The sequence below is a fragment of the Streptomyces sp. NBC_01463 genome, from assembly GCA_036227345.1.
In the GTDB taxonomy this organism is placed as follows: Bacteria; Actinomycetota; Actinomycetes; order Streptomycetales; family Streptomycetaceae; genus Streptomyces.
This window is the reverse complement of the sequence record CP109468.1, coordinates 8670482-8693675: the sequence shown is the minus strand read 5'-3', so window position 1 is coordinate 8693675 and position 23194 is coordinate 8670482. Positions and strand designations below refer to the sequence as shown.

The following is a 23194-nucleotide window of genomic DNA, read 5'->3' as shown; positions in this document are numbered from 1 at the left end:
GCGCGCCGCGCCGACAGGACCGGGCGCCCCGGTCCGGCAGGTCAGACCACGCGCTCAGGGAACCAGCAACGTCTTGATCATGCCGTCCTCCTTGTCCTGGAACGTCTTGTACGCCTGCGGCCCCTCTTCGAGCGGCAGATGGTGCGTCGCGAAGCCGTCGACGCCCAAGGGGTCCTCGTCCGTGAGCAGCGGGAGGATCTCGTCGACCCAGCGCTTGACGTTGGCCTGGCCCATCCTGAGCTGAATCTGCTTGTCGAACATGGTCAGCATCGGCAGGGGGTCGGCCGCGCCCCCGTACACCCCGGACACCGAGATCGTGCCGCCCCTGCGCACCACGTCGATCGCTGTCCGCAAGGCGGCCAGGCGGTCCAGTCCCGCCCTGTCCATGAGTCGTTCCGCCAGACGATCGGGCAACATTCCCACGGCCCCGTGCGCCGCCTTCGCCACGGGAGCGCCGTGGGCCTCCATACCGACCGCGTCGATCACCGCGTCGGTGCCTCGTCCGTCGGTGAGGTCGCGGATGGCGTCGCCGAGTTCCTTGCCGAGCCGGCGCAGGTCCAGGCATTGCACTCCGTCCGCGGCGGCGCGGGACAGACGCGCGGGTACGAAGTCGACGCCCACCACCACGCCCGCGCCCCGGTGCCTGGCGACTCGCGCCGCCATCGCGCCGATCGGCCCGAGTCCCAGAACGGTCACCGACCCGCCGGGCGGGATCGCCGCGTACTCCACGGCCTGCCAGGCGGTGGGCAGTACGTCGGAGAGGTAGACGAACCGGTCGTCCGCCGGACCGTGCGGAACCTTGATGGGCAGGCTGTCCCCGAAGGGAACCCGCAACAGCTCCGCCTGGCCACCGGGCACCTGGCCGTAGAGCTTGGTGTAGCCGAAGAGGGCGGCCCCCATGCCCCTCTCCCGGACCTGCGTGGTCTCGCACTGGGAGTGCAGCCCTCGATCGCACATGTAGCAGTGCCCGCACGAGATGTTGAAGGGGACGACCACTCGGTCCCCCGGGGCGAGCGAAGTCACCTGTGGGCCGACCGCCTCCACGATGCCCATGGGCTCGTGGCCGAGAATGTCTCCGGGGTCGAGGTAGGGGCCCAGGACTTCGTACAAGTGCAGATCCGAGCCGCAGATGCCCGTGGACGTGATCCTGACGATGATGTCCGTCGGGTCCTCGATCCGCGGATCCGGAACCGTGTCCACCCGGACGTCCCTTTTGCCTTGCCAGGTCAGTGCGCGCATGAGGCGAGTCCTCTCAGGAGGAACTGCGAAAACGACCCGTGAAGTGTGCTGTGCGGACAGAATTCAACTTCATGCATTCCTCGTCGATCTTCGTCGCCACCCACTTCACCCGGTCTCCTTCTTCCGCAAGGACTGAGGTTTATGGACAGCACGACGGCCGGATTTATCGCTCTCGACCTCGTACTGCGGTCGGTCCTCTGACGCGTCGACGGTACGTCCCGCCGCCTCGGTGCGTTTCGTGATCTTCTTCTTTACTCTTCCGGGTACGACCTGACCATGGCTGCTCCAGGCGACCTGGTCCCCCGGGTCGAGCTTCTTGCCTTTCGCCATGATCCCTGCGCTCCCCGGACTCGAAAATCGGCTGCGGCAGCCCGCACTTCACTGTCGCGCCCTTCATGGCTCGGCGCACTCCGGCAGGCTGCTGCGCCGAAAAGCGGCCGGAACACCGATGAGCGAGGGCGCGCATGGCCTCATACCGACCCCAGGCGTCCGCCTTTGCAGGCCGTCTCGCTCTCGGGAGGAGTAACCCGGCGGATAGGTAAAAGCCCTCTCAGGGCATAGGTACGGGCGTGAGCGATGAACAGAACAGCCGCCCGGACACTTCACACCAGCGCCCCGAAGGCGTCAGCGACAAGACCGTCGAAGCGCTGGGGGCCCTGTCGAAGGCGTTGGAGACGACAGAACGCGCGCGCGGCGCACTGTACGAGTTCCATCAACTGACCGGAAGTGCCGACTTCGCCGTCGGCGACGCCGTCCGCCTCCTGCGCGAGGCCGGCCACGATCAGGACGCCGAGCTCGTCGAGCGCGAGATCCTCGGCCGCAATGTCATCCCGGGCCACTGGACCTTCCAGCTCATCGAGACGTACAACCAGACCTACTACCGGCCCTTCACCGATATCGAGCAGCAACTGGTCCACAGGCTTGCCCAAGGCCGCGACCACCTGTACGAAGCCGAAATGAAAGGGGCACGCCGTCCTCTGGGCGGCACTCCCAGGACCACCATGCGCCCGGATTAGGCGTTCCGCCGGTGGCTTCTCCCTTATCCGGTCCGGGCTCGCCCACAATGCGGCTTGACGCCGTAGGCTGGTAGCAGCGTCAAGCGAAGATGGAGGACGCCATGATTGTCCTCGGCATCATTCTCCTGGTCATCGGTTTCGTTGCGGGAATCTCGATTTTGTGGACCATCGGGATCATTCTGCTCGCCGTCGGTGCCATTCTCTGGATCCTGGGGGCAGCGGGGCACGCCGTCGGCGGACGTCGGCACTACTGGTAGTCGCGGGCACTCCTGGTAGTCGCGTCGGAGCGTCATCTTCCGGAGCCGAATCGCGGAGGATCTCGAGGCCGCCGTGGCGCCGGCTTTGCCGTGCCGACGCCGAACGCATGGCCTTCTGGGCGTTACCGGCAGCCACGCCGAACGCATGGCCTTCTGGGCGTAACCGGCAGCCACTAGGACGCCAGTCCCGGGGTCCGGCACGGCACCTCACTGCACGCGGCGCGACTTCCCGGAAGCGCTCTTCTCCTCGTCGTCGTCCGCGCTGTCGTCGTCACCTGGCACGTAGACGTCCAGAACCCTGATGTTGATCTCGACGACCTCCAGCCCGGTCATCGTCTCCACCGCATCGGTGACATGGATGCGGATCTTCTTGGCGGTTTCCAGGATGAGAGTTCCGTACTCGACCACGATGTCGACGTCGACGGCGGCCTGCTTCTCGCCCACCTCGACCTTCACTCCGCGGCCTGGATCGTTGGAGCGGGACACCTTGTCCTTCATCGCTCCCACAGCCCGCGAAGCGCCCCCGCCGATAGCGTGAACCCCATCGGTCTCGCGTACCGCGATCCCCGCGATCGTCGCGACGACGGTATCCGCGATGACCGTCGTCCCCTTGGTTCCACCCGACGATTCGTTCGATCCGAGCGCCGTTCCGTTTTCACTGCCGTTCGCCATGAGTACCTCGCAGCGAGAGTTCTGTGAGGGGGCCGACCGGAATTGGCGGACGTTTTCCACCACCCGTGCCCCTCTTCCACGGTGCTCCCGGATCGCGACATACGCCATTCGAGTGCCGGTGAAGCGCAGCGTATTCGTGCTCGCCCCTCTGCCTGTCCTCAGTCCCGGGGCAGGAGAGAGCCCAGGGGGCCGAGGTCAAGATTGAGGTCTTCCATCCGTACACCGTGCTGCTCGCAGAGCTCTCGCATGCGCTGATCGAGCATCATCAGGGTCGTGCCGATCTCATCGGTCTGATCGTCGGTCAGGTCGCCTTCGTCGATGCGCCGCAGGGCTTGTCGTTCCATCAACTGGCGGAGCAGTTCGACCACCGTCAGGACCAGGGTGACCAGATCTCGCCCCATCTGCTCGGAGTCCAGATCTACTCGTGACGTCGTCACAGCGGCCCACTGTCGGCCCAGGGGGCGGGAACACGCTCGTTGACCGACGACAGCAGCGCATGGAGTGAGACACGTACAAGTGGGACGTCGGCGATGGCGATGACCAGGTCACCGCTCACGACCACCCCGGTCGCCAGAACACGGTCCAGCAGATCGACCAGTGGCACGCCGATCGGGCCGCTCAAGCCGCCCGGGCCGTCCCACGGAACTGTTTCATGCGTCACGGACTACACCTCACCGACGAAGGAGTAGGGCACCCAGGGCCCAGAGACCTCGATGTGCGCACCGGTGCGCTCTCGCAGTCCAGCAACCAGCAGGTCCAGCTCGGCGGCCCGTTGCCCCGCGACCAGATAGGTCGCGTTCAGGACCTGAACGCGACCGTCGCCAACGGCTCCGTTGCCGTGCGGCCGGAGCCGGCGGGACTCCGTGGCGATGCGGCTCACGTCCGCATCCACGACATCCGCGACCCGCAAGGAAGCCGCTTGCCGCTCCTCACGCTGCGACTGCAGGTTGCGCTTACGTTCCAGATAGGCCCTGCCCGCTCCAGGAGCCGGGCGCGCGCGGTCGGCCGCCGCGGCCGGCTGTTCCTCCGGGGTGTCATCGCCCGCGCTCCGCGAGACGGGTGCGTAGACCTTGATTCCCCATTCGGCGTGATGCGCGATACGTGTCAGCGCCGTGCGGAAACGTGTCGACTCACTGGCCAGTGCGCGTGCCGCCCTCTCGTCCCCGTTGTACAACGTGGCCAGCGGCAAGGGGACTGTGGGGAAGCGGGCAGCGACCGCCGAGACGACCTCATGGTGAGCGCGAGCGTATCGCTCCAGTTCAGCCTCGTCGGTCAGCCTCTTCTGCCAGACCTCGTCCGTGAAGTCAGCCCCCCGGACGGTCTGCACGATCGCTGTGAGCGAGCCGATGCGGAGGGAACGCACCGGCTCGGCCCGCGTCACCCCGGTGAGCCCCTGCACGTCGGGGGCCTCCTCGGCGCGGCAGACCGCGAACACGTAGATGGCGTTCTTCTCCGACGTCCCTGTGCCGCACTCCGTCATGAGCCCCTGCTCTTCCTCTCCCTGACTCGTCACGAGTCCGACGATGTCTCTTCGGAGCCCGATTCAAGTGCCTCAAGCCTCGCCCGCAGCTCGCGGTTCTCGTCCTTCAGTGCGTTCCTCGCCGCATGGGAACTGAGCGCGGGGTCGGTCTCCCACCAGTCGATCCCGGCCTTCTTCGCGGTGTCCACGGAGGCTACGAAGAGCCGCAGACGAATGGTGAGGAGCTCGATGTCGAGAAGGTCGATCTTGATGTCCCCGGCGATGACGATGCCCTTGTCGAGCACGCGCTCGAGGATGTCCGCCAGGTTGGTGTTCTGCGGCCCGGCAACGGGATAGGAAGCATCCTGCCGGAAGTCCAGATCAGTCACTTCGCGCTCTCCGTGATCGCTGCTTCGTGGGCGCGGACCGCCTTCTGCGCGGCGCCTCTTCTTCCTCTTCTTCCTCGTCCGGCTCTTCCTCTTCGTCCGGCTCTTCCTCTTCCTCTTCCTCCTCGTCCTCGTCCGTCAGTTCGTCCTCGTCCTCACCGTCGTCCTCGTCTTCCCACTCGTCCTCGTCCTCCTCCGGCTCTTCCTCGTCGCCGCCTTCTTCCTCGTTCTCGTTCTCCGCTTCTTCCTCTTCCATGGCCTCTTCGTGCGACACGACGACTTCTCCGTCGCGGATCTCGCCACGCCACCCTTCCGGCTCCTCCTCCGTGAGCGTGACGTACCGCTGGAAGTGCTTGAAGTCGAGGCGGACGCGGCGTCCTTGCGCACGCCACAGGTTGCCCGTCTTCTCGAAGAAGCCGGACGGGTAGTACTCCATGACCAGGACGATGCGGGTGAGGGACGGTGCAAGTTCGTGGAAGCTCACCGCGCCTCGCGTCGTCCCCTTGGCGCCTTCGGAAGTCCAGACGATGCGTTCGTCAGGGACCTGCTCCTGGACCGTCGCCTTGAAGCTGCGGGAGGAGGGCCCCACCTTGACCTTCCAGTCGCTCGACATCTCTTCGTCCATCGAGACGTCGCGCACGCCCTTGGCGAAACTGCTGAACTGGTCGTACTGAGTCCAGTGGTCGTACGCCGTGCGCAGCGACACTCCCACATCGAGGACCTCGACGATGTTCATGAGCTTTCCGCCGCTCGCCTTGCGTTTGCCCTTGCCACCGCTGAAGGCCTCCTTGGCCTTGTCCACGACGTTGTCCTTGACACCCTTGGCCTTCTCCGAGACGAACGCCTTCACCGGGGAGTCGCCCTGCAGGATGCGAGAACCGATGGCGGGCAATGAGCCGCCGTTCTCCGCGGCATCGTTCAACTGACCGGTGACATCGGTCAGCTTGTCCCCTGCCTTCTCCGCGAGCTTCTCCACCTGTGTGCTGAGGAAGTTGGAAAGCTCACCGCGGAGTTTGTCCATTCCGGACTCTTCGGTCTCTTCGGCCTCTTCGGTCTCTTCCGACTCAGGCTCTGCGTTATCCGTCCTGGCCATGACTCGCTACCTCCGACCGCTGGTGCGCTTGGATGCGGCCCGCTTCGACGATGCCTTGCCTGCTGCCGTCTTCTTGGCAGCCGCCTTCTTCGCCGGAGCAGCCTTCTTGGCGGCCGCCTTCTTCGCCGGGGCCACCTTCTTGGACGCAGACTTGGCCGGGGCGGTCTTCTTGGCTGCGGTCTTCTTCGCCGTACCGCCGGACTTCTTGGCGGCCGCCTTCTTCGCCGGGGCGGTCTTCTTGGCAGCCGCCTTCTTCGCCGGGGCCGCCTTCTTGGCTGCGGTCTTCTTCGCCGTACCGCCGGACTTCTTGGCGGCTCCACCGCTCTTGCCCGTGGCCGACGAAGACCGGCGGGGCGCGCGCCTTCTCGGCTGCTTCTCCTCCGGCTCCTCCTCGGGCTCCTCCTCGGGCTCCGGCTCTTCCTCGGGCTCTTCCTCTTCCTCGGGCTCTTCCTCTTCTTCCTCTTCCTCGTCTACTGGCTGCTCGTCCTCTTCGTCGCCCTCCTCGTACTCCTCGTCCTCGTACTCCTCGTCCTCTTCTGCGGGTTCCTCTTCGTCCTCGTACTCGTCCTCGTACTCATCGCCCTGGTCCTCGTCGCCCTCGTCCTCATCGCTCGGCGGTTCCAGGAGACGAGCCGTGCGCTCACTGATCGAGCCGGCCAATGTACTCATGCTGCGGTTGGCCGCGGCGGTCATGGCCTTGCGGCCCGCCTCCAGGACCTCGCCCCTGAGCTGGTCCTGGAGTTCCGCAACCTGGGGGACCTCACCGAGTCGGCGCATACCTTCTGCGGCGAGCTGGCGGGGCTCCAGACCGAAGCGTCGACCGGCGAGATACGTGGCGACACTGAGAGCCAGCCGCCCCTTCTTGGTCCGGCCCAGCACGTAGCCGCCGACTACTGCGACCGCTAGGGTCAACTTCGTCTGGTCTTCCATGAGCACGTCACCTTCGATCACTTTGTGCCGGGCCGACCCGTACGGCGTGCAGCCGGTCAAGCAAGCGTTCCTCTTCGCGTTCGAACTCCTCCAGGCTGATGTCTCCGGATTCAAGTTCCTGATTGAGTACCGCCAACTGCGCACGCAGCACAGCAGGGTCGTGCAGCTCGCGCTCGGCAGCGTCGTTGAGCTTCTCCGCCACCCACACCACGCCACGTACCGGCGCGATCGGAAGCGTGAGCAGTCCGGTGATCAGCCCCATGTCATTTCCCGCCCACGAGCACGGGGCGAGCCTCGGCCGAAACGAAGCTGTAGCAGGGAAGGGGGCCGGCCGGCCGGATCTCCGCATGCTCCCGAAACTCCGCCCCGAGGCTCTGCGCCCGCTGGAGGAAGGCTTCGCTCTCGGCGCGGTCGACGAGGAAGGACTCGTTCAGCACGCACCCCTGGACCTCCGGTCCGGGGACGGACGCCCGGGCAGCAGGCGCGAGCTCGCGGAGGATCCGCTGCCCCGCAGTGGCCGCACGCCTGGTGAGCGCGCCGGCGATGGCCTCGCCCAGCCGGAGACTGGCCTCGTAGCCCGGGGTTCTCCGAGCTGCCGCACGGAGCTGCCGCACGCCTTTGTCCTCGGCGACGAGCGCCTTCAGCGCGTTCTGCGCGGGAAGGACCTTGACGTTGATCTCGATGCGGCCCGCGAGCCGGTCCAGGACGTCGGCATAACCGGATTCACCGGCGGCGAGTTGCGCAAGGACCGACTGTTCGTCCGCCGCGACCATTCCGAACCGCATGGGGAGCACCGGCCCGTCGTCGGACAGGCGCATCAGGAGGTCTTGGTGTGCCAGCAGATCGCGTCGGCGGGCTCGGAGCTTCGGGGGCGCGTCGCTGACGACCGCCTCCAGGAGGCCCTGCCTGATGACCCTGAGGACCGCGGGTGGGGATCCGACGCCGACCGCGTCCTTCGGCAGCGCCGTCGCGGCCCGCAGGATCGCGTAGACGTAGACACCTTCGGTCGCTGCGCTCACGCTCATGCCTCCACGCGCCGTCGTCGGCTCTCGCTGCTGCGGGCGGGTGCACGTCGCTTCTTCGGCCGCTCCTGCGGCTCGTCCTCATCGTCGGACGAGTCGTCGCCACCGCCTACTGCCTTGCGTACGGTGTCGCCCACGGACTCGGCCGCGTTCCGCACCTTGCGCTTCCCCACGGACTTGGCCACACCGCCACCGAGCAGCTCGGGAATGGTGGTGCTGCCGGAATCGCGCTCAAGGTCCAGCCGGTTGCACGCCTCCGCGAAGCGGAGGTAGGTGTCCACACTCGCGACAACGATACGGGCGTCGATCTTCAAAATCTCGATGCCGACCAGGGAAACCCGGATGAATACGTCGATGACCATGCCACGGTCAAGAATGAGCTCCAGTACGTCGTACAACGTCCCGGCGCGGGGCGGGCAGGCCACTACCTCGTCCGAGTAGGTGGTCGCGGTCATGGAGGAGTCCTTCCAAGAGGGAGCAAAGCGCGAGTCACTCGTCGGCTGCACCACGTCGGTACCGCCGGACCCTGCGGTATTCCAGGAGTTCGCCGTCGCGGTCGAGCTGCACCTCGTAGGAGGCGAGGAGGCTCGTGGTGTCGGGGATCCGTGGCACTTCGAGAACGTCCACCACCACGCACCAGCCGTCGTCCTCGCGCCGCACGGCGGAGACCCCCTCCGCGGGGTGGCCGATCAGCCCCTCCAAGGTCTTGCTGGCAGCACGGGCCGCATGCTCCGGCCCCCGCGCCGGTCGTCGGGCGCGGGAGGCGGTCGCCGTCTTCGAGCTCCCGGCGTGTGTGCGACGTTGTTCTGCCATAAGGCCAGTCTCGTCACTCCTGTCGACCGCGCATCTTGAGTGGATCCATCGGAGTGCGTGGTATGAGGACCGGAGCGTCTGTCGAGGTCTCCAGCGGCACACAGGGGCGGGGGCACACAGCGACAGCCCCCGCCTCGCGAGGCGGGGGCTGTCGCACGAAACAAAGCGGGGGCTGTCGCACGAAACAAATGGGAGGCTATTGCTCGTTCGAAAGGAAACCTCGGTGCATGGTGTGATGGCGCATGGCTTGCCTCATCGAGTGATCTCACGATCTCCGAGGCCATCGCTGCCGACCATCCCCGTGGCACCCACAGCTAACGTTGTTCTTCCAGCTAATGCTGTTCTTCCGCGTACGTGAGTGCCTCGCGATGCTCGTCGAGCCCCTGCCGTCCGTCCCGCGCCCTCAAGGACAGGTCCGAGCACAGTCTCCGTACCATCTCCCGTGCGTCGTCCTGCGGCGCAGCCCCCTCGACGTACTCCAGGAATCCCAGCAGGGCCTGCAGTTCCCCACTGCGCAGCGCCACCTCGACGACCTCCTGCTTCCCGGCGGTCAGGGCGCTCACGGCCCGCTTCTGGCAGGCGTCGATCTGAAGGCGGGTGAAGCGGCTGTCGTAAGGCGGTGAATCCGCACCACTGTCGTCGTTGAAGGCGGCGAGCCGCTGGAGGAGAGCGCCCGGCTCCGTGTGCGGAGCGCGGTAGAAGGGTCGCTCGTCACTTCCGGAAAGGGCGGCATCCAATTGAACCTCGGAGAGGAACGCGGCCACTCGGCCAGGGTCAGGCGTCAAACCCCCGCCCATCCACCGAGCGGACTCCATCAGTGTCCGGCCGGACCCCTCGGGTATGCAGAAGAAGCACCACCCCGAAACCCCGCACCACAGCAGCCCTGCATCTCGCCCGTCACCGAAGAGCTTTCGCCGGAAGGCGCGGGTGAACTCCACGCTTCCTTCCACGTCCGCACCGAACGCGTCCTGGCTGGAGTCGTCATAGGCCCCGTACGAGGAAATGGAGGAAACCGGGAGGCCTTCGTCGAGAAGCCTGGCGGCGACAGCCACCATGTAGTGGCCTATGGCAGCTTCGAGATCGTCACTCATCTGCTGCGCACGGTCTTCCTTGTACAACACCAGGGTTCTCCGATTCGGCTCCGGTTGCGGGTCCTGTCCTCAAGCCGATTCCCGGAAAGCTGCAGTTCACACGGGGGGCGGCACATCTGACCTCGCGTCAGTCCCTGCTCGGAGGCTTCGGCCGGCGGGGCGTCCTTGGGCCGTCCCCTCAGGCCCGTGCTTCTTCGCCGGGCCGTTGCCGATCGGCGCGGTAGCGGATCAGGCCCCGTTCAGACGGACGGCACTCTGGAGAAGGGGCTGTCGTCGAGGCCCGCCAGAAGGCCGGCCGGATCCGGATACACGGCGTCCGCTCCGGCCTCTTCCAGGTCCTCGCGAGAGATTCCCCCGCACAGCAGGCCGATGACGGCCACGCCCGCCCCGACTGCGGCCTTCATGTCCCAGACGGAGTCTCCGATGAACACCGCTCGCTCCGGCACCACATCCACCAGTTCCAACGCCTGGCGAACGGGGTCAGGCGCGGGCTTGCCCTTTTCCACGTCGTCTGCCGTGGCGGTGGCGCTGATGGAGTCATCGGCTCCGATGGCCACACGCAGAGCAGCAAGTTCGCTGTCCTTGGCCGAGGTGACGAGCACGACCTTCCACCCGGCCGACGACAGGGTGCGCAGCAGATCCGCGGCCGAATCGAAGGCCGGAAGGCGGTCGAAGTACGTGGCGTAGAGCGTGTCGTGAGCAGCGCTCAGCCGCTCGTCGTCCGAGGAGTCGCGGTCCTGGCCCAGGAGGTGACCGAGGAGTTCGGGGCCGGGGAGGCCGATGGCCCGGTGGATCGCGTGCATGGACACATGGTGGCCGGACTGCCGGAGTGCCTCCCACCAGGAGGTGACGTGGAGGTGATTGGTGTCCGTGAGGGTGCCGTCGACGTCGAAAAGAGCAGCGCGGTTCATGCCGGTGTCGTCCTTACAGGGTGCGTCGGAGCGCGGGCAGCAGCTCGGCCTCGGCCCACTCCAGGAAGCTCTCCTGGTGGTCTCCGCCGATCTGGACGAGGGCGATCTCGGTGAACCCCGCCGCCGCGTAGGGGCGTACCGCGTCGACGAAGGAGTCCACGTCGTCGCCGCACGGAATGGCCTCGGCAACGTCCTCGTGCCGGATGTGCTGCGTGGCCTGGTCGAAGGAAGAGGGGCTGGGAAGCTCGGAGTTGACATGCCAGCCGCCGAGGGACCAGCGGAACTGATCCCGGGCGCGGGCAATCGCGGCTTCTCGATCGGTGCCGTAGCAGACGGGCAACTGGCCGACGCGCGGTTTGCCCACCCCGCCGTGTGCGTCGAACCGGTCCAGTAGTTCCGGCTTGGGCTCCGTGGCGATCAGGAGGTCGCCCTGTCGGCCGGCGAGCTCGCAGGACCGGGGCCCGGACACAGCGATCCCGATCGGGGGCACTTCGTCGGGCAGGTCCCAGAGCCGCGCGTTCTCGACGTCGAAATGGGCTCCGTGGTGGGTCACGCTCTCCCCTGTGAACATCCGCCGGATGATGTCGACTGCTTCCTCCAGCCTTTCCAGCCGCACAGGCGCCGCGGGCCAGCCCGCTCCGATGATGTGCTCGTTGAGGTTCTCGCCCGAGCCCAGCCCCAGACGGAATCGCCCCTGGGACAGAATCTGCATCGTGGCCGCCTTCTGCGCGACCACCGCCGGGTGGTAGCGGAAGGTCGGGCAGGTCACGTACGTCATGAGCGGGATCCGGGAAGTGGCCTGCGCGGCCGCCCCCAGGACGCTCCACGCATACGGCGCGTGCCCCTGTGATTCCAGCCAGGGAAACGAGTGGTCAGAGATGACAGAGAAGTCGAAACCTGCCCGCTCCGCCCCCACCACGTGGGACACCAGCTCACGTGGACCGGCCTGCTCGGTCATCATTGTGTACCCGATTCGCACCATACGGGGCGCCTAGCCGCCATCACGACAAGCGAAACCCTCCGCCCGGCAGCAGTGCCCACATGGCCCACAACCCTGGGAGGGGGGCGGCTCCGCGAGAATCCGGCTCCCGGGAGGGCCCTCTTCTCCCGGGAGCCCCGGCGAAGCGGCGAGCGGCTCCCCGTGATCGGAGTGACGCTCGGCAGATCTCCCTCAGGTGCCGCTGTCGCGGCTCAGACGTTCACCCTCGGAACGCTCTCGTTCCAGGTACGGGAGAAGACCCTGCGGCCGTCTTCGTAGCCGTCCAGCGTGGCGTCGACGTGGAACTCCTCCTCGTCCGACGTCAGGACGGTTCGGGTCTCCACCCGGACGTCCCATCCGGGGCGCCCGAACCGCAGGGTCCAGGCCGACTCGCCGGTCACCGATCCGAAGTCGTCCGCGACGGAGGTGTACTTCTCGCAGGCCCGCAGCCCGACCTCGATCCCGTTCTCCTCGAACCGCTGGAGTCCTCGGTCCTTGACGATGTCGAGCGAGGAATGGTAGTTGACCAGATTCCTCGACACGGTCCATGCCTGTTCCGGCTCGGTCAGCCGGGTCACGTCCGGTGGTGCGCATCCCTCGGGCTCGCCGAAGGGTGCGGAGGGCAAGGTCTCCGGGGTGTCCGTCGGCCGGACCGGCAGGGTGAGGGAACTGCCGCTCTCGTGAATGCTCAGCAGGGCGGGTGCGGGTGCCGGCCAGACCAACGGCCAGTACGAGGTGGAGAGCGAGAGCCGGATGCGATGGCCGGCCGGAAAGGCCTGCGCGACTCCGTTGAGGGGAATGCGGACGCGGTACTTCCTGCCCGGCTCCAGTGGTTCGGGACCACCGTCACCTGCCCGGTGCGCGAGGTTGAGCACGCCGTAGGTGACCCTGGTCGCCCGGCCGTCGGCCGCCACGTCGGACAGCCGGACGGCGACCTGCGCCGATTCCCGGGACGAGGACACCAGGAGCTCCACCGCGGGAGCGCCGAGGATCTCCACGCGTTCCGTGAGCGGCTGCGTCTCGAAGACGAGCGAACCGCCGTCCTCCTCGCGCTGGTCGTACGGGAGGTCCGGTGGGGCGTTGTACGAGGCCCACTTCCCGGCGAACTGCCCGACCGAGAGGGGTGACTGAACCGTGTGGACACGTTCCGCCGGTTCGGCCTCCCCCGATGGGGCGGGCTTGCCGTCGTCGTTCACGATCACGTGGTCCCGCAGGGGGCACACCACCTCCTGGACATGGGGAGAGGGCCAGCCAGGCTCCCCCACCCAGCGGCCCGGGCGTTCCTCGTAGGACGTGGAGGGAGGCACGCTCTCCTGCATCCAGGCGCGGATCATGGGCCCGTCCATGGCGCCGTTGTCGGCCCCCTTCAGCCAGTGGTCCCACCATCGGACCACCTCCTGGAGATATCCGATGGCCGGTCCGGGTTCACCGAGGTGCGGCAGCGTGTGCGACCAGGGGCCGATCAGCCCCTTGCGCGGCACATCGACTTGGCTCAGCAGCCGGGTGACCGCGTTGGAGTACCCGTCCGCCCAGCCGCTGGAGGCGAGTACGGGGCAGCCCAGGGCCCGGTAGTCCTCACTGAGCGACGCATGGCGCCAGTAGTCGTCCCGGTGCTGGTGGCGAAGCCACTCGAGGACCCACGGGCTCGCGGAGTCCAGCCGTTCCCGCCACATGTCCCGCCAGCGTTCGCCGACCACGGCCGGATCGGGAGGGCAGGTGGCGTAGGCGAACATGGTCCCCGCCTCGGCCAGATTGTCGGACAGCATGGCACCGCCGACGTAGTGCATGTCGTCTGCGTACCTGTCGTCGGTGAAGGACGCGACGACGATGGCGGCCAGACTCGGTGGCCGCCGGGCGGCGACCTGAAGTGCGGCGAACGCGCCCCAGGAGATGCCCATCATTCCCGTCGTCCCGTCGCACCAGGGCTGCTCGGCGAGCCAGGCGAGCACTTCTTCCGCGTCGCACTGTTCTCGTTCCAGGTATTCGTCCAGCAGGACGCCCTCCGACTCGCCCGTGCCCCGCAGGTCGACGCGTACGCAGGCGTAGCCGTGCCCGGCGATGTAGGGGTGATGGATCGCGTCGCGGGTGGAGGTCAGGTCGTTCTTCCGGTACGGGATGGCTTCCAGGATCGCCGGGACCGGCTCTTCGTCGGAGGTGATGGGGCGCCAGATCCTCGCCGAGAGCCGGATCCCGTCCGACATCGTGATGGTGACGTGGTCCTCCTGCTTGACCGCGTGCGGAAGTCGGTCGACGTGTCGCATTCCGATGGTGTGCTCCTTCCTGGTCCGGGGCGTGTTCACACGGTGCTCGGGTCGCGGCCGCCCGGAGCGGTGTCGTCGAAGGTGAGGCCCAGAGCCGCGATGCACTGGTCGAACTTGCGCCGCATGCCCTCCTCGTCTTCGGCGCCGGTGAAGATGTGGGCGATCTCGTAGCTGTAGCTGTCCTGCTGGGACACCGACGAGAGCTTCTGCCCTTCCGCGGGCACGACATCGATGCGTACCCCGGGTATCGCTCGTTCGATGGCTCCGAGCTCCTCGCGTTTGGGCACCTGGTGCACCGTTCCTTCGCCGAACCACCGGTAGTACCACTTGGCGGCCACGCGGTACGGGCCCTGCCCGCTCGGCGACGTGGGGTCGCGTCCGAGCGCGAGGCTGATCATCCGGTGGTGGTTGGGGGCGCCGTCGACGTAGTCGAACAGCTCCGCGTGCGACTGGGAGTGCCGGGGGTTGATCTCCAGCAGGGAGATGTCACCGGTCTTCGGGTCGTAGAAGTACTCGATGCTGAACGTGGCCGAGTCCATGCCTATCTGCCGGATGACCCGCTCGCTCACGTCGTGCAGCTTCTGGATCACCGAGGGCGGGAGAGCGCTCGGGTACTGGTGACGCAGGAAGCATGGGGAACCGGGGTAGTTGATCGAGTCCAGTACTCCGTAGACGGTGACCTCCCCGTCGTACGCGAAGCCCTCGACGGCCACCTGGATGCCGGTCATCGCTTCCTCGGCCAGACAGACCTCGGCTCCCACCCCCGCCATCTCCGGCGGAAGTTCGAGGAGTTCGAGTACCGAATTGAACGGCCTGCCCACCCGCCCGATTCCGTCCCGTATCTTGTCCACGGCGGTGCGGAATTCCGCCATGTCGGAGACCCCGTATGCCAGTTCCGACGAATAGGCGAGAGCAGGCTTGAGCCACATGGGAAAACTCACCCCATCGGGCGGCTGAGGATCCGCGCTGTGCAGATCCACCCGTCCGAAGTTCGGGTACTCGTCGATCACCTTCTGCTGTTCCAGCCGACTCCAGTACTTGTGCTCACACTTGACGACCGACTCGAGGCTCGTGCTGCGCGTGCCGTACTCTCTGCCGAGCATCGGCACCAGCGTGCTCACAGGGAAATCCCAGTAGCCGACAATCGCGTCGATACTGCCGTCGTGCGCGTCGAGGATCTCCCGGGCGCGACTCATGAGATCGGCCACGGACACCTCCCCCTCCTGCAACTCGCCGATGCTCAACAGGGGATGGAATTGGTAGGTATCGGCTTCCGGGACGGCTTCCAGGGTCGGCAGATTCGCCTCGTCGAGGCCCAGTACGAAGATGTTCTTCCGCTGTGCTGACACCGTGCGGTCCTTTCGTGGGATTCACGGCGCGTACCCGCCGCGCAGCCTCCGAACCGAATCAGTGCCCGGCCATCACGATCACCTCGTCGTCCGCGCTCCAGTGCCGGACCTCTGCCTTGGCGGGGTTGATCCGCACTCCGTGGTCGGCGCCGACCTGGGCGAGACCGCGGCTGCGGTATCCGAGAGCGCATTCCCCTCGGCGCGAGGCGGCTTCGACGACCGTGGCGAAGGATGCCCGCCGTCCGGCCCGGACGTAGTCACCGGCCGGCTTGAGGTGGATCGCGTTGCCCTGCGGCGCCAGCAGTTCCGCGAACAGGCCTGCGAGATGCCAGTTCTGGGAGATCTGGGCCATCAGAAGGCCGACCAGTTTCCCGCTCACGATGAAGTCGGCGCCGACGCCGGCGGGGGCGAGGGCTCTGTTGCGGTCGTCGGTCATCTCGGTGACGACCCGGACCGGGATCCCCGACGTGCGCTCGCGGTCGCGCAGGAGCAGCAGCGTGACCAGCGTCCGGTCGTCCGGTGAGTCGTGACCGGGACCGTGGTCGGGGCCGAGGACGATGACGCCGTCGTGCTCGGAGAGGTCCAGGTCGTTCACCGTCCCCGGCAGGGTCGGATCGCCCGGACCGAAGGTGACGGTCAGCGCGGGGCGGCTTTGCGCGGCGGCGTCGCGCACCTCTGCTGCCAGGCTCTCGTCGCCGTGGGCCACGACGTGGAGGGCGGAGCCGGGCGCGACGTGGTGGGAGAGGTGACGGAGGATGTGTGGTGCGCGGCCGTTCCATCCCAGGAGGAGGATGCGTTCGGGGCGCGCCGCCGCCGGCGCCCTGCTCACCATCACCGGTTCGTCGAACGCGGCGGGTTCGTCGGTGGTGACCGTGGTGTCGTCGTCCTGGGCGATCACGACAAGCCGGTCGCCCGGTCCCAGGACCGAGGTGGGCGGCGGGTTCAGGCGGAGGGCGCCGTCCGGGCGTACGACCCCGACCACGCTGGACGTGGGGCAGGCTCTCAGTACCTCGGCGAAGGCCCGGCCCGTCAGGTCCGGTGCGCCGACGACGTAGAACTCGTCGCCGGCGAAGTCGAGTAATTCCTGGTAGACGAGCGACAGCCCGGGCTGTCTGGCGCACTGGGCCACGAGCCGGGCGGTGACGTCGTCGATCTCGAGCACGACCGCGTCCCGGCCTGCCGCCAGTTCGGCGGCGAGACGGTAGCGCGTGTCCCGCACCACCGCCACGGTCCGCACCCGGCTGTCGTCGTCGACCGCGGTCCGCAGGGCCAGCAGGTTCTTGACGACCTCCGCGTCCTCGTCCGGGTGGTCACGGGGCAGGACCAGGACGACGTCCGCCGTGGCCGGGCTGACTCGGGCGAGCGCGGCCGGATCGGTGGGGCGTCCGTTTCGGCACACGATCCTCGTCCGGCCGGTGCTCCCCACCTCGCTGCGCAGTTCCTCCTCCATCTCGGTCACGTCCCGGTCGGCCAGTACCGCGATGGCGCCCCGGCGCTGGTTGGCGTCGGCTGCGACGAGTTCGGCCACCACGGTGAAGATCTGGTCCGACCAGCCGAGCACGACGGTGTGACCGCTCTCCAGCACCGTGGAGTGGCCACGCCGCAGGGCGATGAGTTCCTCGGTGATCGCCGTGGTGACGAGGCCGACGATGGTGGAGACGTAGAACAGTGCCATCAGCGCCAGCAGGACCGACAGGATCACGCGCAGCGGTGAGCCGACCTCTCCTCCCAGCCTGAGGGTCTGCCCGACGCTCTGCCACACCGCGGCCGTCTTCGCCCATGTCGTGTCCGGGGCCCGGTCGTCCGTCCACACCAGCAGTGCGCTCGCCGGGATCACGACGGACAGGCACGCGACGGCAAGCCATCCGATGAGAACGGTCACGCCCCGCGCCAGCGTGTTGTCGAACCAGTAGCGGGCGCGTTCGTACAGCGGAGCCCGTGGCGGTGTCGCCCGCGCCGGGCGCGTCACTCGGGCCGGTGCGCTCCGCGGCTGTCTCTGCTTTCCCACACGGGCGCCGGCCACGCTCCGGCGCCGGCCCTGATCCTTGATCATCCTGTACACAGGAGCAGCGTGCGGAATCATCTGGTCCGCCACACGGGTATCCGGAGTCGTTTCATCCGATAGGGATCAGGACCGGCCCCGGCCCCGGAGGGTCCTGAAGCGCTCATGGAGCCCGAGCGGCACGGGTGACTCACGGCTCGGCGTTGTCCGCCAGGAGCCGGCCCTGATCCCCGGGCGGGAGCCTCCGCCGGGACAAGCAGGAAGTTCGGCACGTGGACGGAGCCGTCCATCCCTGAAATGGCGGGCCGGGCAACCTCGGGGCCGAAACCCGGGGACACGCGGGCGATACCGCCGCAGGAACAGTGCCAGCGGATGCGCGACACGTGGGGACCCCATGGAATGGAGAGTGTCTTGCGGCTCGCTCCCCTGCCCGGACAGCGCACTCGGCATCCATGCGTCGTCTCGGGACCAGCGGGTAAGCGAGCCGGAGCACCAGCCGCCCCGTACCGGGGGCGGACGCGCGTCGACAGGAGCAGTGAGATGACCGACCGCAGGCCTGAGGGCACCGCCTACACCGGGGCGAAGGCCAGTCCCCCGCCGATACCCGCCGATGTACCCGACCAGCAGGTCCAGGAAGGCGAGGACGCCCTGGACGTGGTTCTCCCGCCGGGTTCCGAACACCTGGAGGGCGAGTCGGAGCCCGAGGGCCCCGACCCCGATGAGGCCGGAGCGGGCCGCAACGCAGCGCGCAACGCCGGTGTCCACCCGGAGCACCCCACCCCGGACGAGTCGACCGGGTGACGGGCGGCATGCGTACGACAGGGCCCCGTCCGTACGGCCAGGGCGCTCGCCTACCGCGATCCCGCTGAAGCGGGACAGCCGGGCTTCGACCCGGGCAATACCCGTGCCGCCCCTGTCGGCCGGAAGGACCCGAATCCGTACCAGGAGGAGTTGGCCTTGCTGCATCCCACGCCCGGCGACATGCGTGCCACGTTGTCCCGCTACGCCGACGCGGTGATCGAGGACGAGCGGCACTCCACGCCGGGCACCGTCCGGCGACGCGAGGACACGGCGTACACACTGTGCGTCATGACTGGCGTCACCGATGTGAAACAGGCCCTGAACGCGGCCGACGCGCTCCTTCGGACGAGTGCCCGCGAGACGGCAACCGCGCCGAGCACAGGAGGAGCCCGCTAACCGGCCTCGCGCTCGTGGCCCGGCTGCCGCCGGGGACGCCGGCACGGATCCGGCGATCCGGCGTGGCCGTCTACGCGGCAGGGGCCTTTCGGTTCCTCGTCATGCAGTACGCGGTGCCCACGGTCCCGAACGGCCCGATGTCTCCTCCTGAGGGCTGTCCCGCACGCAGGGGGAGACCGGTTCTGGCCGGCGTCTCAGGCAGGGGTGGCCAGTGTGAACGTGTGCCCGGCAGGATCGGAGTAGAGGCGCGTGTCGTGAACGCCCCCGTTGTTCTTCGTGTCCACCGGGCGTGCGCCGAGACCGACCGCCTCACGCTCCGCCTCGTCGATGTCCTCACGTGCCACCAGTATGCGCAGGTGAGCCTGTTGGGAATCATCGGGGCGCGGCCAACTCGGGGGCGCGTAACCGTGATCCCTGCGGATCGCGAGATGCACCCCGGAGTGGCCCACGACCTCAATGAGGTCCGGCTCGCTGCTGACGTGGACTTCGGCATTGAGCAACATGGCGTAGAAGTCAGCCAGTTCCCTGGGCTCCGCGCAGTCCAGCACCAGCACGCTCGTCTTCGGTACCGCCATGGCCATCCTCCTGTTTTCACAGTGTCCGGGAACCGGACGATGTTCCGATTACCCGTACCCGAGGTCCGCACACCCGGTCCGCGCCGAATGAAGCGACGCGTCGAGGAGTATCCGAAGGGTGCTGCCCCCGGCCCCCTAGGCACGCCGGGCACGCCGGACCTCCTGTCGGCGCCTTCCGGAGCACGAACGGCGACGACCGGGGCTCCGGCCCGGAGCGCCCCCGAGCGCGCATACTGGCTTCATGGACTCGTTCACGCGTGCCGCAGCCGGCCTGCGGGAGCGGCTGGGCAACGCGATCTTCGCCCAGGTCGCCGGTCCCGCAGGACCGAGGAACCGAGCCCGTATCCACGGAGAGCCCGGCTCGCGCTGGTTCGCTCCCGACCGGCCCATTCGCACCGTCCATGGCGACGCGTCCATGTTCATCGGTGGGCTGCGGGCGTTGCTGCTCCAGTCCTTGCACCCGCTGGCCATGGCTGCCGTGGAGGCTCACTCCGGCTACCGCGGTGACCCCTGGGGCCGGCTCCAGCGCACCAGTACCTTCCTCGCCGTCACCACGTACGGAACAGCGGACGACGCACAGCAGGCCGTCGACCACGTCCGTGCCGTACACGGCCGGGTGCGCGGAACGACGTCGCGCGGAGAGTCCTACCACGCCGCTGATCCCCACCTTCTCGGCTGGGTGCATGTGGCCGAGGTCGAAAGCTTCCTGTTCGCCCACCAGCGATACGGCCTCGAACCGCTCGACGCGGCCGGGTGCGACGGCTACATCGCCGACACGGCGCGCGTGGCGGAAGCACTCGGCGTCACCGACCCTCCACGCGATCGCAGGGAACTCGCTGCCCGCCTCGGGGCGTACCGGGGTGAGCTGCGCCCGACGGAGGAAGCACGCCAGGCAGCACGCTTCATCCTGCTGCACCCGCCGCTGCCCTGGGCCGCCCGCGCACCCTATGCCGTCCTCGCCGCGAACTCCGTCGCTGCCCTCCCCCGGTGGGCCCGGACATCGCTGTCGCTGCCCCGGCTGCCCGGCATGGCCGAGGCCTGCGTGACGCCGACGGGGCAAGCGCTGACCGCAGCGATTCGCTGGGCCATGACCCCGCCCCGCCCACCCGGATGATCACTCAATCCCGCGCGGCGGGGCACGGCGCCGAAAACGATCGGCTTCCTGTTTCTCCGGGCACGGAGAATATCTCCCGAGCGTCGGAAGAGTCCGAGAAAGCCTTGCCCAGGAGTAGTCCATCACGTGGAAATCATTGGGCGGCATGGTGTGCCGGACATGAATTCCCGAACGTGCCCGCAGCCCACTCCATGCGCTCGAATCCGTATCTGCTTATCAGTCGAGGGTCCGGTCCCCGGCTATTGTCTGTCGTGACGCATTTCTCCGGGCCTTAAGGAAGGTGTCGTTGATGAGCGGCACGGAAGTGGCACGCGCCCGAGTCCTGGGCGAGCTGATCGCTGCGAGTCATCTGATGACCCTGGAGCAGTTGCCCGGCACGGTCGCGTCACATGCGGGCCGGGCGGGCTGGCCGCACGTGTTCATCTATCTGGCTGACCTTCGTCAGGAGCGGCTGTACCTGCTCGCCGGCAACGTCGACACCGGCCCCGACGGGATTGACGTGCCGACTGACCTGGCCGTTGAAGGAACCGTGGCCGGGCGGGCCTTCCAGCTGGGAAGAATCACGCCGGCCTCGGCTTCCACGACGGGGCAGTGGTGGGTCCCCTTGCTGGACGGTACCGAGCGTCTGGGGGTGCTCCGCGTCGGCAAGCCGGGGGCACGGATCGCAGCGGACGACGACCTGCACAGGCTCGCCGGCCTTGTCGCCCTCCTTCTGGCGAGCAAAAGCGGAACAAGCGACTCGTACTCCAGGCTGGTACGCCGCCGGAAAATGAAAGTGGCCGCCGAGATGGAGTGGCGGCTGATGCCGCCGCGGACTTTCGCGACCGATCGGCTCTTGGTCAGTGCGGTCATGGAACCGGCTTACCAAGTCAGTGGAGATGCCTTCGACTACGCCCTGGCAGGGGAGACCATTCATCTTTCCGTCTTCGACGCCATGGGCCATGACACTGCTGCCGGGCTGACGGCCAATCTTGCGCTGGCCGCTGCCCGCGTGCACCGTTGCCAGGGTGCCGACCTCTCGCAGACGGCAGAAGGAGTCGGTGCGGCACTGACCGAGCAATTCGCAGGCAGCCGCTACGCCACGAGCATCATGGCCGACCTTCACCTCGATACGGGTGTACTGACCTGGACGAACTACGGTCATCATCCTCCGGTGATCATCCGCGGCAACCGCACCGTCGTGCATCTGTCCTGCCCGCCCGCCCCGCCGCTGGGAACCGGACTCGGAGTGCGCGGTGCCCTGCGCCGTGACCGGCTCGAACCCGGGGACCGTCTGCTCTTCTACACCGACGGCATCACCGAAGCACGCAACGAGGAGGGGCAGGAGTTCGGCCTTGACGGCCTGACCGACTTCCTCATCCGCCACCACTCCGACGGCCTTCCGGTCCCGGAGACCCTACGGCGGCTGATCGGGCACCACTTGGACTACCACCACGGCCGTCTCAACGACGACGCCACCGTCATGCTCCTGGAGTGGCACGGTCCGACTCCCTACCCGCCGGCCGAGCTGAAGGCGCTGACGGGTCTGCCCCCGGCCGTCGCCGCGGACGAGATCGCCTCCGCATGGGTCCAGAAGCCCCCTGTCGACGACAGCGCCTGACGGCGGTTCGCGTCCGTCTGCCACCGGCAGCAGGAGCCGAGAGCGGCTCCTGACCGGTCGAGGGCTCCGGCGACCGCGCCGGAGCCCTTGCCTCGCGCCCGCGTCAGCCGGCCGGGCCGTCGACGTGCCTCTCCGCGGCCGGGAAACGCGAGCGGCGCGCTGTGCCGGCGCGCCGGCCAGGCGTCGGTCAGGCGTGTGCCGTGCCGGGCGGCCTGACACCCGCCCGGTACTCGGCGTTGATGCGCTGGGCCTCTTCCAACTGGTCCTCGAGGATGACGATGCGACAGGCAGCCTCGATGGGTGTGCCCTGGTCGACGAGTTCCCGGGCGCGCGCGGCGATACGCAGTTGGTAGCGGGAGTAGCGGCGATGGCCGCCCGCGGAGCGGAGCGGGGTGATCAGGCGGGCTTCGCCGATGGCGCGGAGGAAGCCCTGTGTGGTGCCGAGCATTTCAGCGGCCCGGCCCATGGTGTAGGCGGGGTAGTCGTCGTCATCGAGACGGCCGAACGAGTCATCTGCTGTCATTTGCACCTCTCTGTGGAACGCGTGGAGGGGCCCTGGTGCCGTACGGCACCAGGGCCCCGAAGGAACTGCTACACCATCTGCCGGCCTTCTAATGCTGTGCCGGCCTTCTGTTTCCGCATGTCCCGACGTGATCGTGCCGGGGGTACGGGGATCGCGGTTGCTTGACCGGAGACCACCTCACTATCGATGTCCTGCGGTACCCGGGCCCAGTCATTCCGCCCGGGCGATCCTGATGGCGCCCGCCTCCTCCGTTCTTCCCTCTGGATCGATGACTTGCACCGGCTGACGAACCTCCCGGTGCACACGTCCGCAGCCTGCGCACGCACTCACGGGCACTGCTGCAGGGCCGCCCCTGATCACTGCGGGCCACCCGGTCCGGTCGCCAGCCCCGTCGCCGTCCTGCAACAACCCTGGCTCCGGAACTCCGCCACCGAACCGTCCTGCGAACTGCAGCCGCCTGTGCGGCACGTGCTGATGCCGGGCAGTTCATCGCTGCCTGGCCCTGCTGCCTTTCTGAACTACGAGAGAAACCATAACGACGCCGACAGCCAATGTCTATCATCGCCGCCATAGATTTCTGCGTGCTCGATCATGAGGTAATCAGCCTCGGGCACTGAGTCGAGGTGGCCGGCACGGGATTCGCCGGTGGACATCCGTGCACCGGTCCGCAGGCGGCCCACCCGGACATCGGTCAGGTCACATCGA

The 23194-nt window shown here is 67.8% G+C and carries 27 protein-coding genes; 6 read left to right on the top strand and 21 right to left on the bottom strand.

Annotation, left to right across the window (positions count from 1 at the left end; genetic code table 11):
- Window positions 1-54: 54 nt before the first annotated feature.
- Both OG521_38200 and OG521_38195 read right to left on the bottom strand, forming a co-directional pair.
- A complete protein-coding gene (locus tag OG521_38200; GenBank protein WUW26290.1) occupies window positions 55-1239 on the bottom strand; it encodes an alcohol dehydrogenase catalytic domain-containing protein in 1185 nt (394 codons plus the stop codon).
- Between the two features lie 105 nt (window positions 1240-1344).
- A complete protein-coding gene (locus OG521_38195; GenBank protein ID WUW26289.1) occupies window positions 1345-1569 on the bottom strand; it encodes a DUF2945 domain-containing protein in 225 nt (74 codons plus the stop codon).
- Between the two features lie 239 nt (window positions 1570-1808).
- Here OG521_38195 and OG521_38190 point away from each other — a divergent pair, with 239 nt between their 5' ends.
- Window positions 1809-2255: a hypothetical protein gene (locus OG521_38190; protein WUW26288.1), complete on the top strand. Its 447-nt coding sequence runs from the start codon at window positions 1809-1811 to the stop codon at window positions 2253-2255.
- A 101-nt stretch (window positions 2256-2356) separates the two neighbouring features.
- Window positions 2357-2512, top strand: coding sequence for a DUF6131 family protein (locus OG521_38185; GenBank protein WUW26287.1), 156 nt, complete (start codon window positions 2357-2359; stop codon window positions 2510-2512).
- Between the two features lie 207 nt (window positions 2513-2719).
- Here the strand turns inward: OG521_38185 and OG521_38180 are convergent, their stop codons facing one another.
- From OG521_38180 to OG521_38100, 17 genes are all read right to left on the bottom strand, one after another.
- Window positions 2720-3184 carry an Asp23/Gls24 family envelope stress response protein gene (locus tag OG521_38180; GenBank protein ID WUW26286.1) on the bottom strand — a complete coding sequence of 155 codons (465 nt, stop codon included), beginning with the start codon at window positions 3182-3184 and terminating at the stop codon, window positions 2720-2722.
- 158 nt (window positions 3185-3342) lie between these two features.
- Entirely contained in the window at window positions 3343-3621 is a 279-nt protein-coding gene (locus OG521_38175) for a gas vesicle protein K (protein ID WUW26285.1), read from the bottom strand.
- Entirely contained in the window at window positions 3618-3845 is a 228-nt protein-coding gene (locus OG521_38170; protein ID WUW26284.1) for a gas vesicle protein, read from the bottom strand. Before OG521_38170 ends, OG521_38175 begins: the two co-directional genes overlap by 4 nt.
- A gap of 3 nt (window positions 3846-3848) precedes the next feature.
- The gene (locus OG521_38165; protein ID WUW26283.1) at window positions 3849-4664 is read right to left on the bottom strand and encodes a GvpL/GvpF family gas vesicle protein; all 816 of its coding nucleotides are present in this window, start codon (window positions 4662-4664) and stop codon (window positions 3849-3851) included.
- Between the two features lie 29 nt (window positions 4665-4693).
- Window positions 4694-5032 carry a gas vesicle protein gene (locus OG521_38160; protein WUW26282.1) on the bottom strand — a complete coding sequence of 113 codons (339 nt, stop codon included), beginning with the start codon at window positions 5030-5032 and terminating at the stop codon, window positions 4694-4696.
- On the bottom strand, window positions 5025-6122 hold the full coding sequence (locus OG521_38155; GenBank protein WUW26281.1) for an SRPBCC family protein: 1098 nt from the start codon (window positions 6120-6122) through the stop codon (window positions 5025-5027). Before OG521_38155 ends, OG521_38160 begins: the two co-directional genes overlap by 8 nt.
- Before the next feature lie 6 nt (window positions 6123-6128).
- The gene (locus OG521_38150) at window positions 6129-7052 is read right to left on the bottom strand and encodes a histone protein (GenBank protein WUW26280.1); all 924 of its coding nucleotides are present in this window, start codon (window positions 7050-7052) and stop codon (window positions 6129-6131) included.
- Window positions 7053-7059: 7 nt separating this feature from the next.
- A complete protein-coding gene (locus OG521_38145) occupies window positions 7060-7314 on the bottom strand; it encodes a gas vesicle protein GvpG (GenBank protein WUW26279.1) in 255 nt (84 codons plus the stop codon).
- 1 nt (window position 7315) lies between these two features.
- Window positions 7316-8071: a GvpL/GvpF family gas vesicle protein gene (locus tag OG521_38140; GenBank protein ID WUW26278.1), complete on the bottom strand. Its 756-nt coding sequence runs from the start codon at window positions 8069-8071 to the stop codon at window positions 7316-7318.
- A 2-nt stretch (window positions 8072-8073) separates the two neighbouring features.
- Window positions 8074-8529 carry a gas vesicle structural protein GvpA gene (locus OG521_38135; protein ID WUW26277.1) on the bottom strand — a complete coding sequence of 152 codons (456 nt, stop codon included), beginning with the start codon at window positions 8527-8529 and terminating at the stop codon, window positions 8074-8076.
- 34 nt (window positions 8530-8563) lie between these two features.
- Window positions 8564-8887, bottom strand: coding sequence for a gas vesicle protein (locus OG521_38130; GenBank protein WUW26276.1), 324 nt, complete (start codon window positions 8885-8887; stop codon window positions 8564-8566).
- A gap of 332 nt (window positions 8888-9219) precedes the next feature.
- A complete protein-coding gene (locus tag OG521_38125; protein ID WUW26275.1) occupies window positions 9220-10008 on the bottom strand; it encodes a hypothetical protein in 789 nt (262 codons plus the stop codon).
- A 209-nt stretch (window positions 10009-10217) separates the two neighbouring features.
- Window positions 10218-10889: an HAD family hydrolase gene (locus OG521_38120; GenBank protein ID WUW26274.1), complete on the bottom strand. Its 672-nt coding sequence runs from the start codon at window positions 10887-10889 to the stop codon at window positions 10218-10220.
- Window positions 10890-10902: 13 nt separating this feature from the next.
- A complete protein-coding gene (locus OG521_38115) occupies window positions 10903-11871 on the bottom strand; it encodes an LLM class F420-dependent oxidoreductase (protein ID WUW26273.1) in 969 nt (322 codons plus the stop codon).
- Window positions 11872-12080: 209 nt separating this feature from the next.
- Window positions 12081-14129 carry a CocE/NonD family hydrolase gene (locus OG521_38110; GenBank protein ID WUW26272.1) on the bottom strand — a complete coding sequence of 683 codons (2049 nt, stop codon included), beginning with the start codon at window positions 14127-14129 and terminating at the stop codon, window positions 12081-12083.
- A 35-nt stretch (window positions 14130-14164) separates the two neighbouring features.
- Complete coding sequence (locus tag OG521_38105; protein WUW26271.1) at window positions 14165-15478, bottom strand: ATP-grasp domain-containing protein; 1314 nt, start codon at window positions 15476-15478, stop codon at window positions 14165-14167.
- A gap of 58 nt (window positions 15479-15536) precedes the next feature.
- The gene (locus OG521_38100; GenBank protein WUW26270.1) at window positions 15537-17447 is read right to left on the bottom strand and encodes an NAD-binding lipoprotein; all 1911 of its coding nucleotides are present in this window, start codon (window positions 17445-17447) and stop codon (window positions 15537-15539) included.
- A gap of 573 nt (window positions 17448-18020) precedes the next feature.
- Here OG521_38100 and OG521_38095 point away from each other — a divergent pair.
- Both OG521_38095 and OG521_38090 read left to right on the top strand, forming a co-directional pair.
- Window positions 18021-18281: a hypothetical protein gene (locus OG521_38095; GenBank protein WUW26269.1), complete on the top strand. Its 261-nt coding sequence runs from the start codon at window positions 18021-18023 to the stop codon at window positions 18279-18281.
- A 156-nt stretch (window positions 18282-18437) separates the two neighbouring features.
- Entirely contained in the window at window positions 18438-18677 is a 240-nt protein-coding gene (locus OG521_38090; GenBank protein WUW26268.1) for a DUF5133 domain-containing protein, read from the top strand.
- 194 nt (window positions 18678-18871) lie between these two features.
- On the opposite strand, the gene OG521_38085 is transcribed toward OG521_38090, so the two are convergent.
- On the bottom strand, window positions 18872-19252 hold the full coding sequence (locus OG521_38085; GenBank protein ID WUW26267.1) for a VOC family protein: 381 nt from the start codon (window positions 19250-19252) through the stop codon (window positions 18872-18874).
- A gap of 241 nt (window positions 19253-19493) precedes the next feature.
- Between OG521_38085 and OG521_38080 the strand changes: the two genes are divergently transcribed.
- Both OG521_38080 and OG521_38075 read left to right on the top strand, forming a co-directional pair.
- Window positions 19494-20366: a DUF2236 domain-containing protein gene (locus tag OG521_38080; protein ID WUW26266.1), complete on the top strand. Its 873-nt coding sequence runs from the start codon at window positions 19494-19496 to the stop codon at window positions 20364-20366.
- A 289-nt stretch (window positions 20367-20655) separates the two neighbouring features.
- Window positions 20656-21966: a serine/threonine-protein phosphatase gene (locus tag OG521_38075; protein WUW26265.1), complete on the top strand. Its 1311-nt coding sequence runs from the start codon at window positions 20656-20658 to the stop codon at window positions 21964-21966.
- A gap of 187 nt (window positions 21967-22153) precedes the next feature.
- Here OG521_38075 and OG521_38070 read toward each other — a convergent pair whose 3' ends face one another.
- A complete protein-coding gene (locus tag OG521_38070) occupies window positions 22154-22489 on the bottom strand; it encodes a helix-turn-helix domain-containing protein (GenBank protein WUW26264.1) in 336 nt (111 codons plus the stop codon).
- Between the last annotated feature and the right edge of the window lie 705 nt (window positions 22490-23194).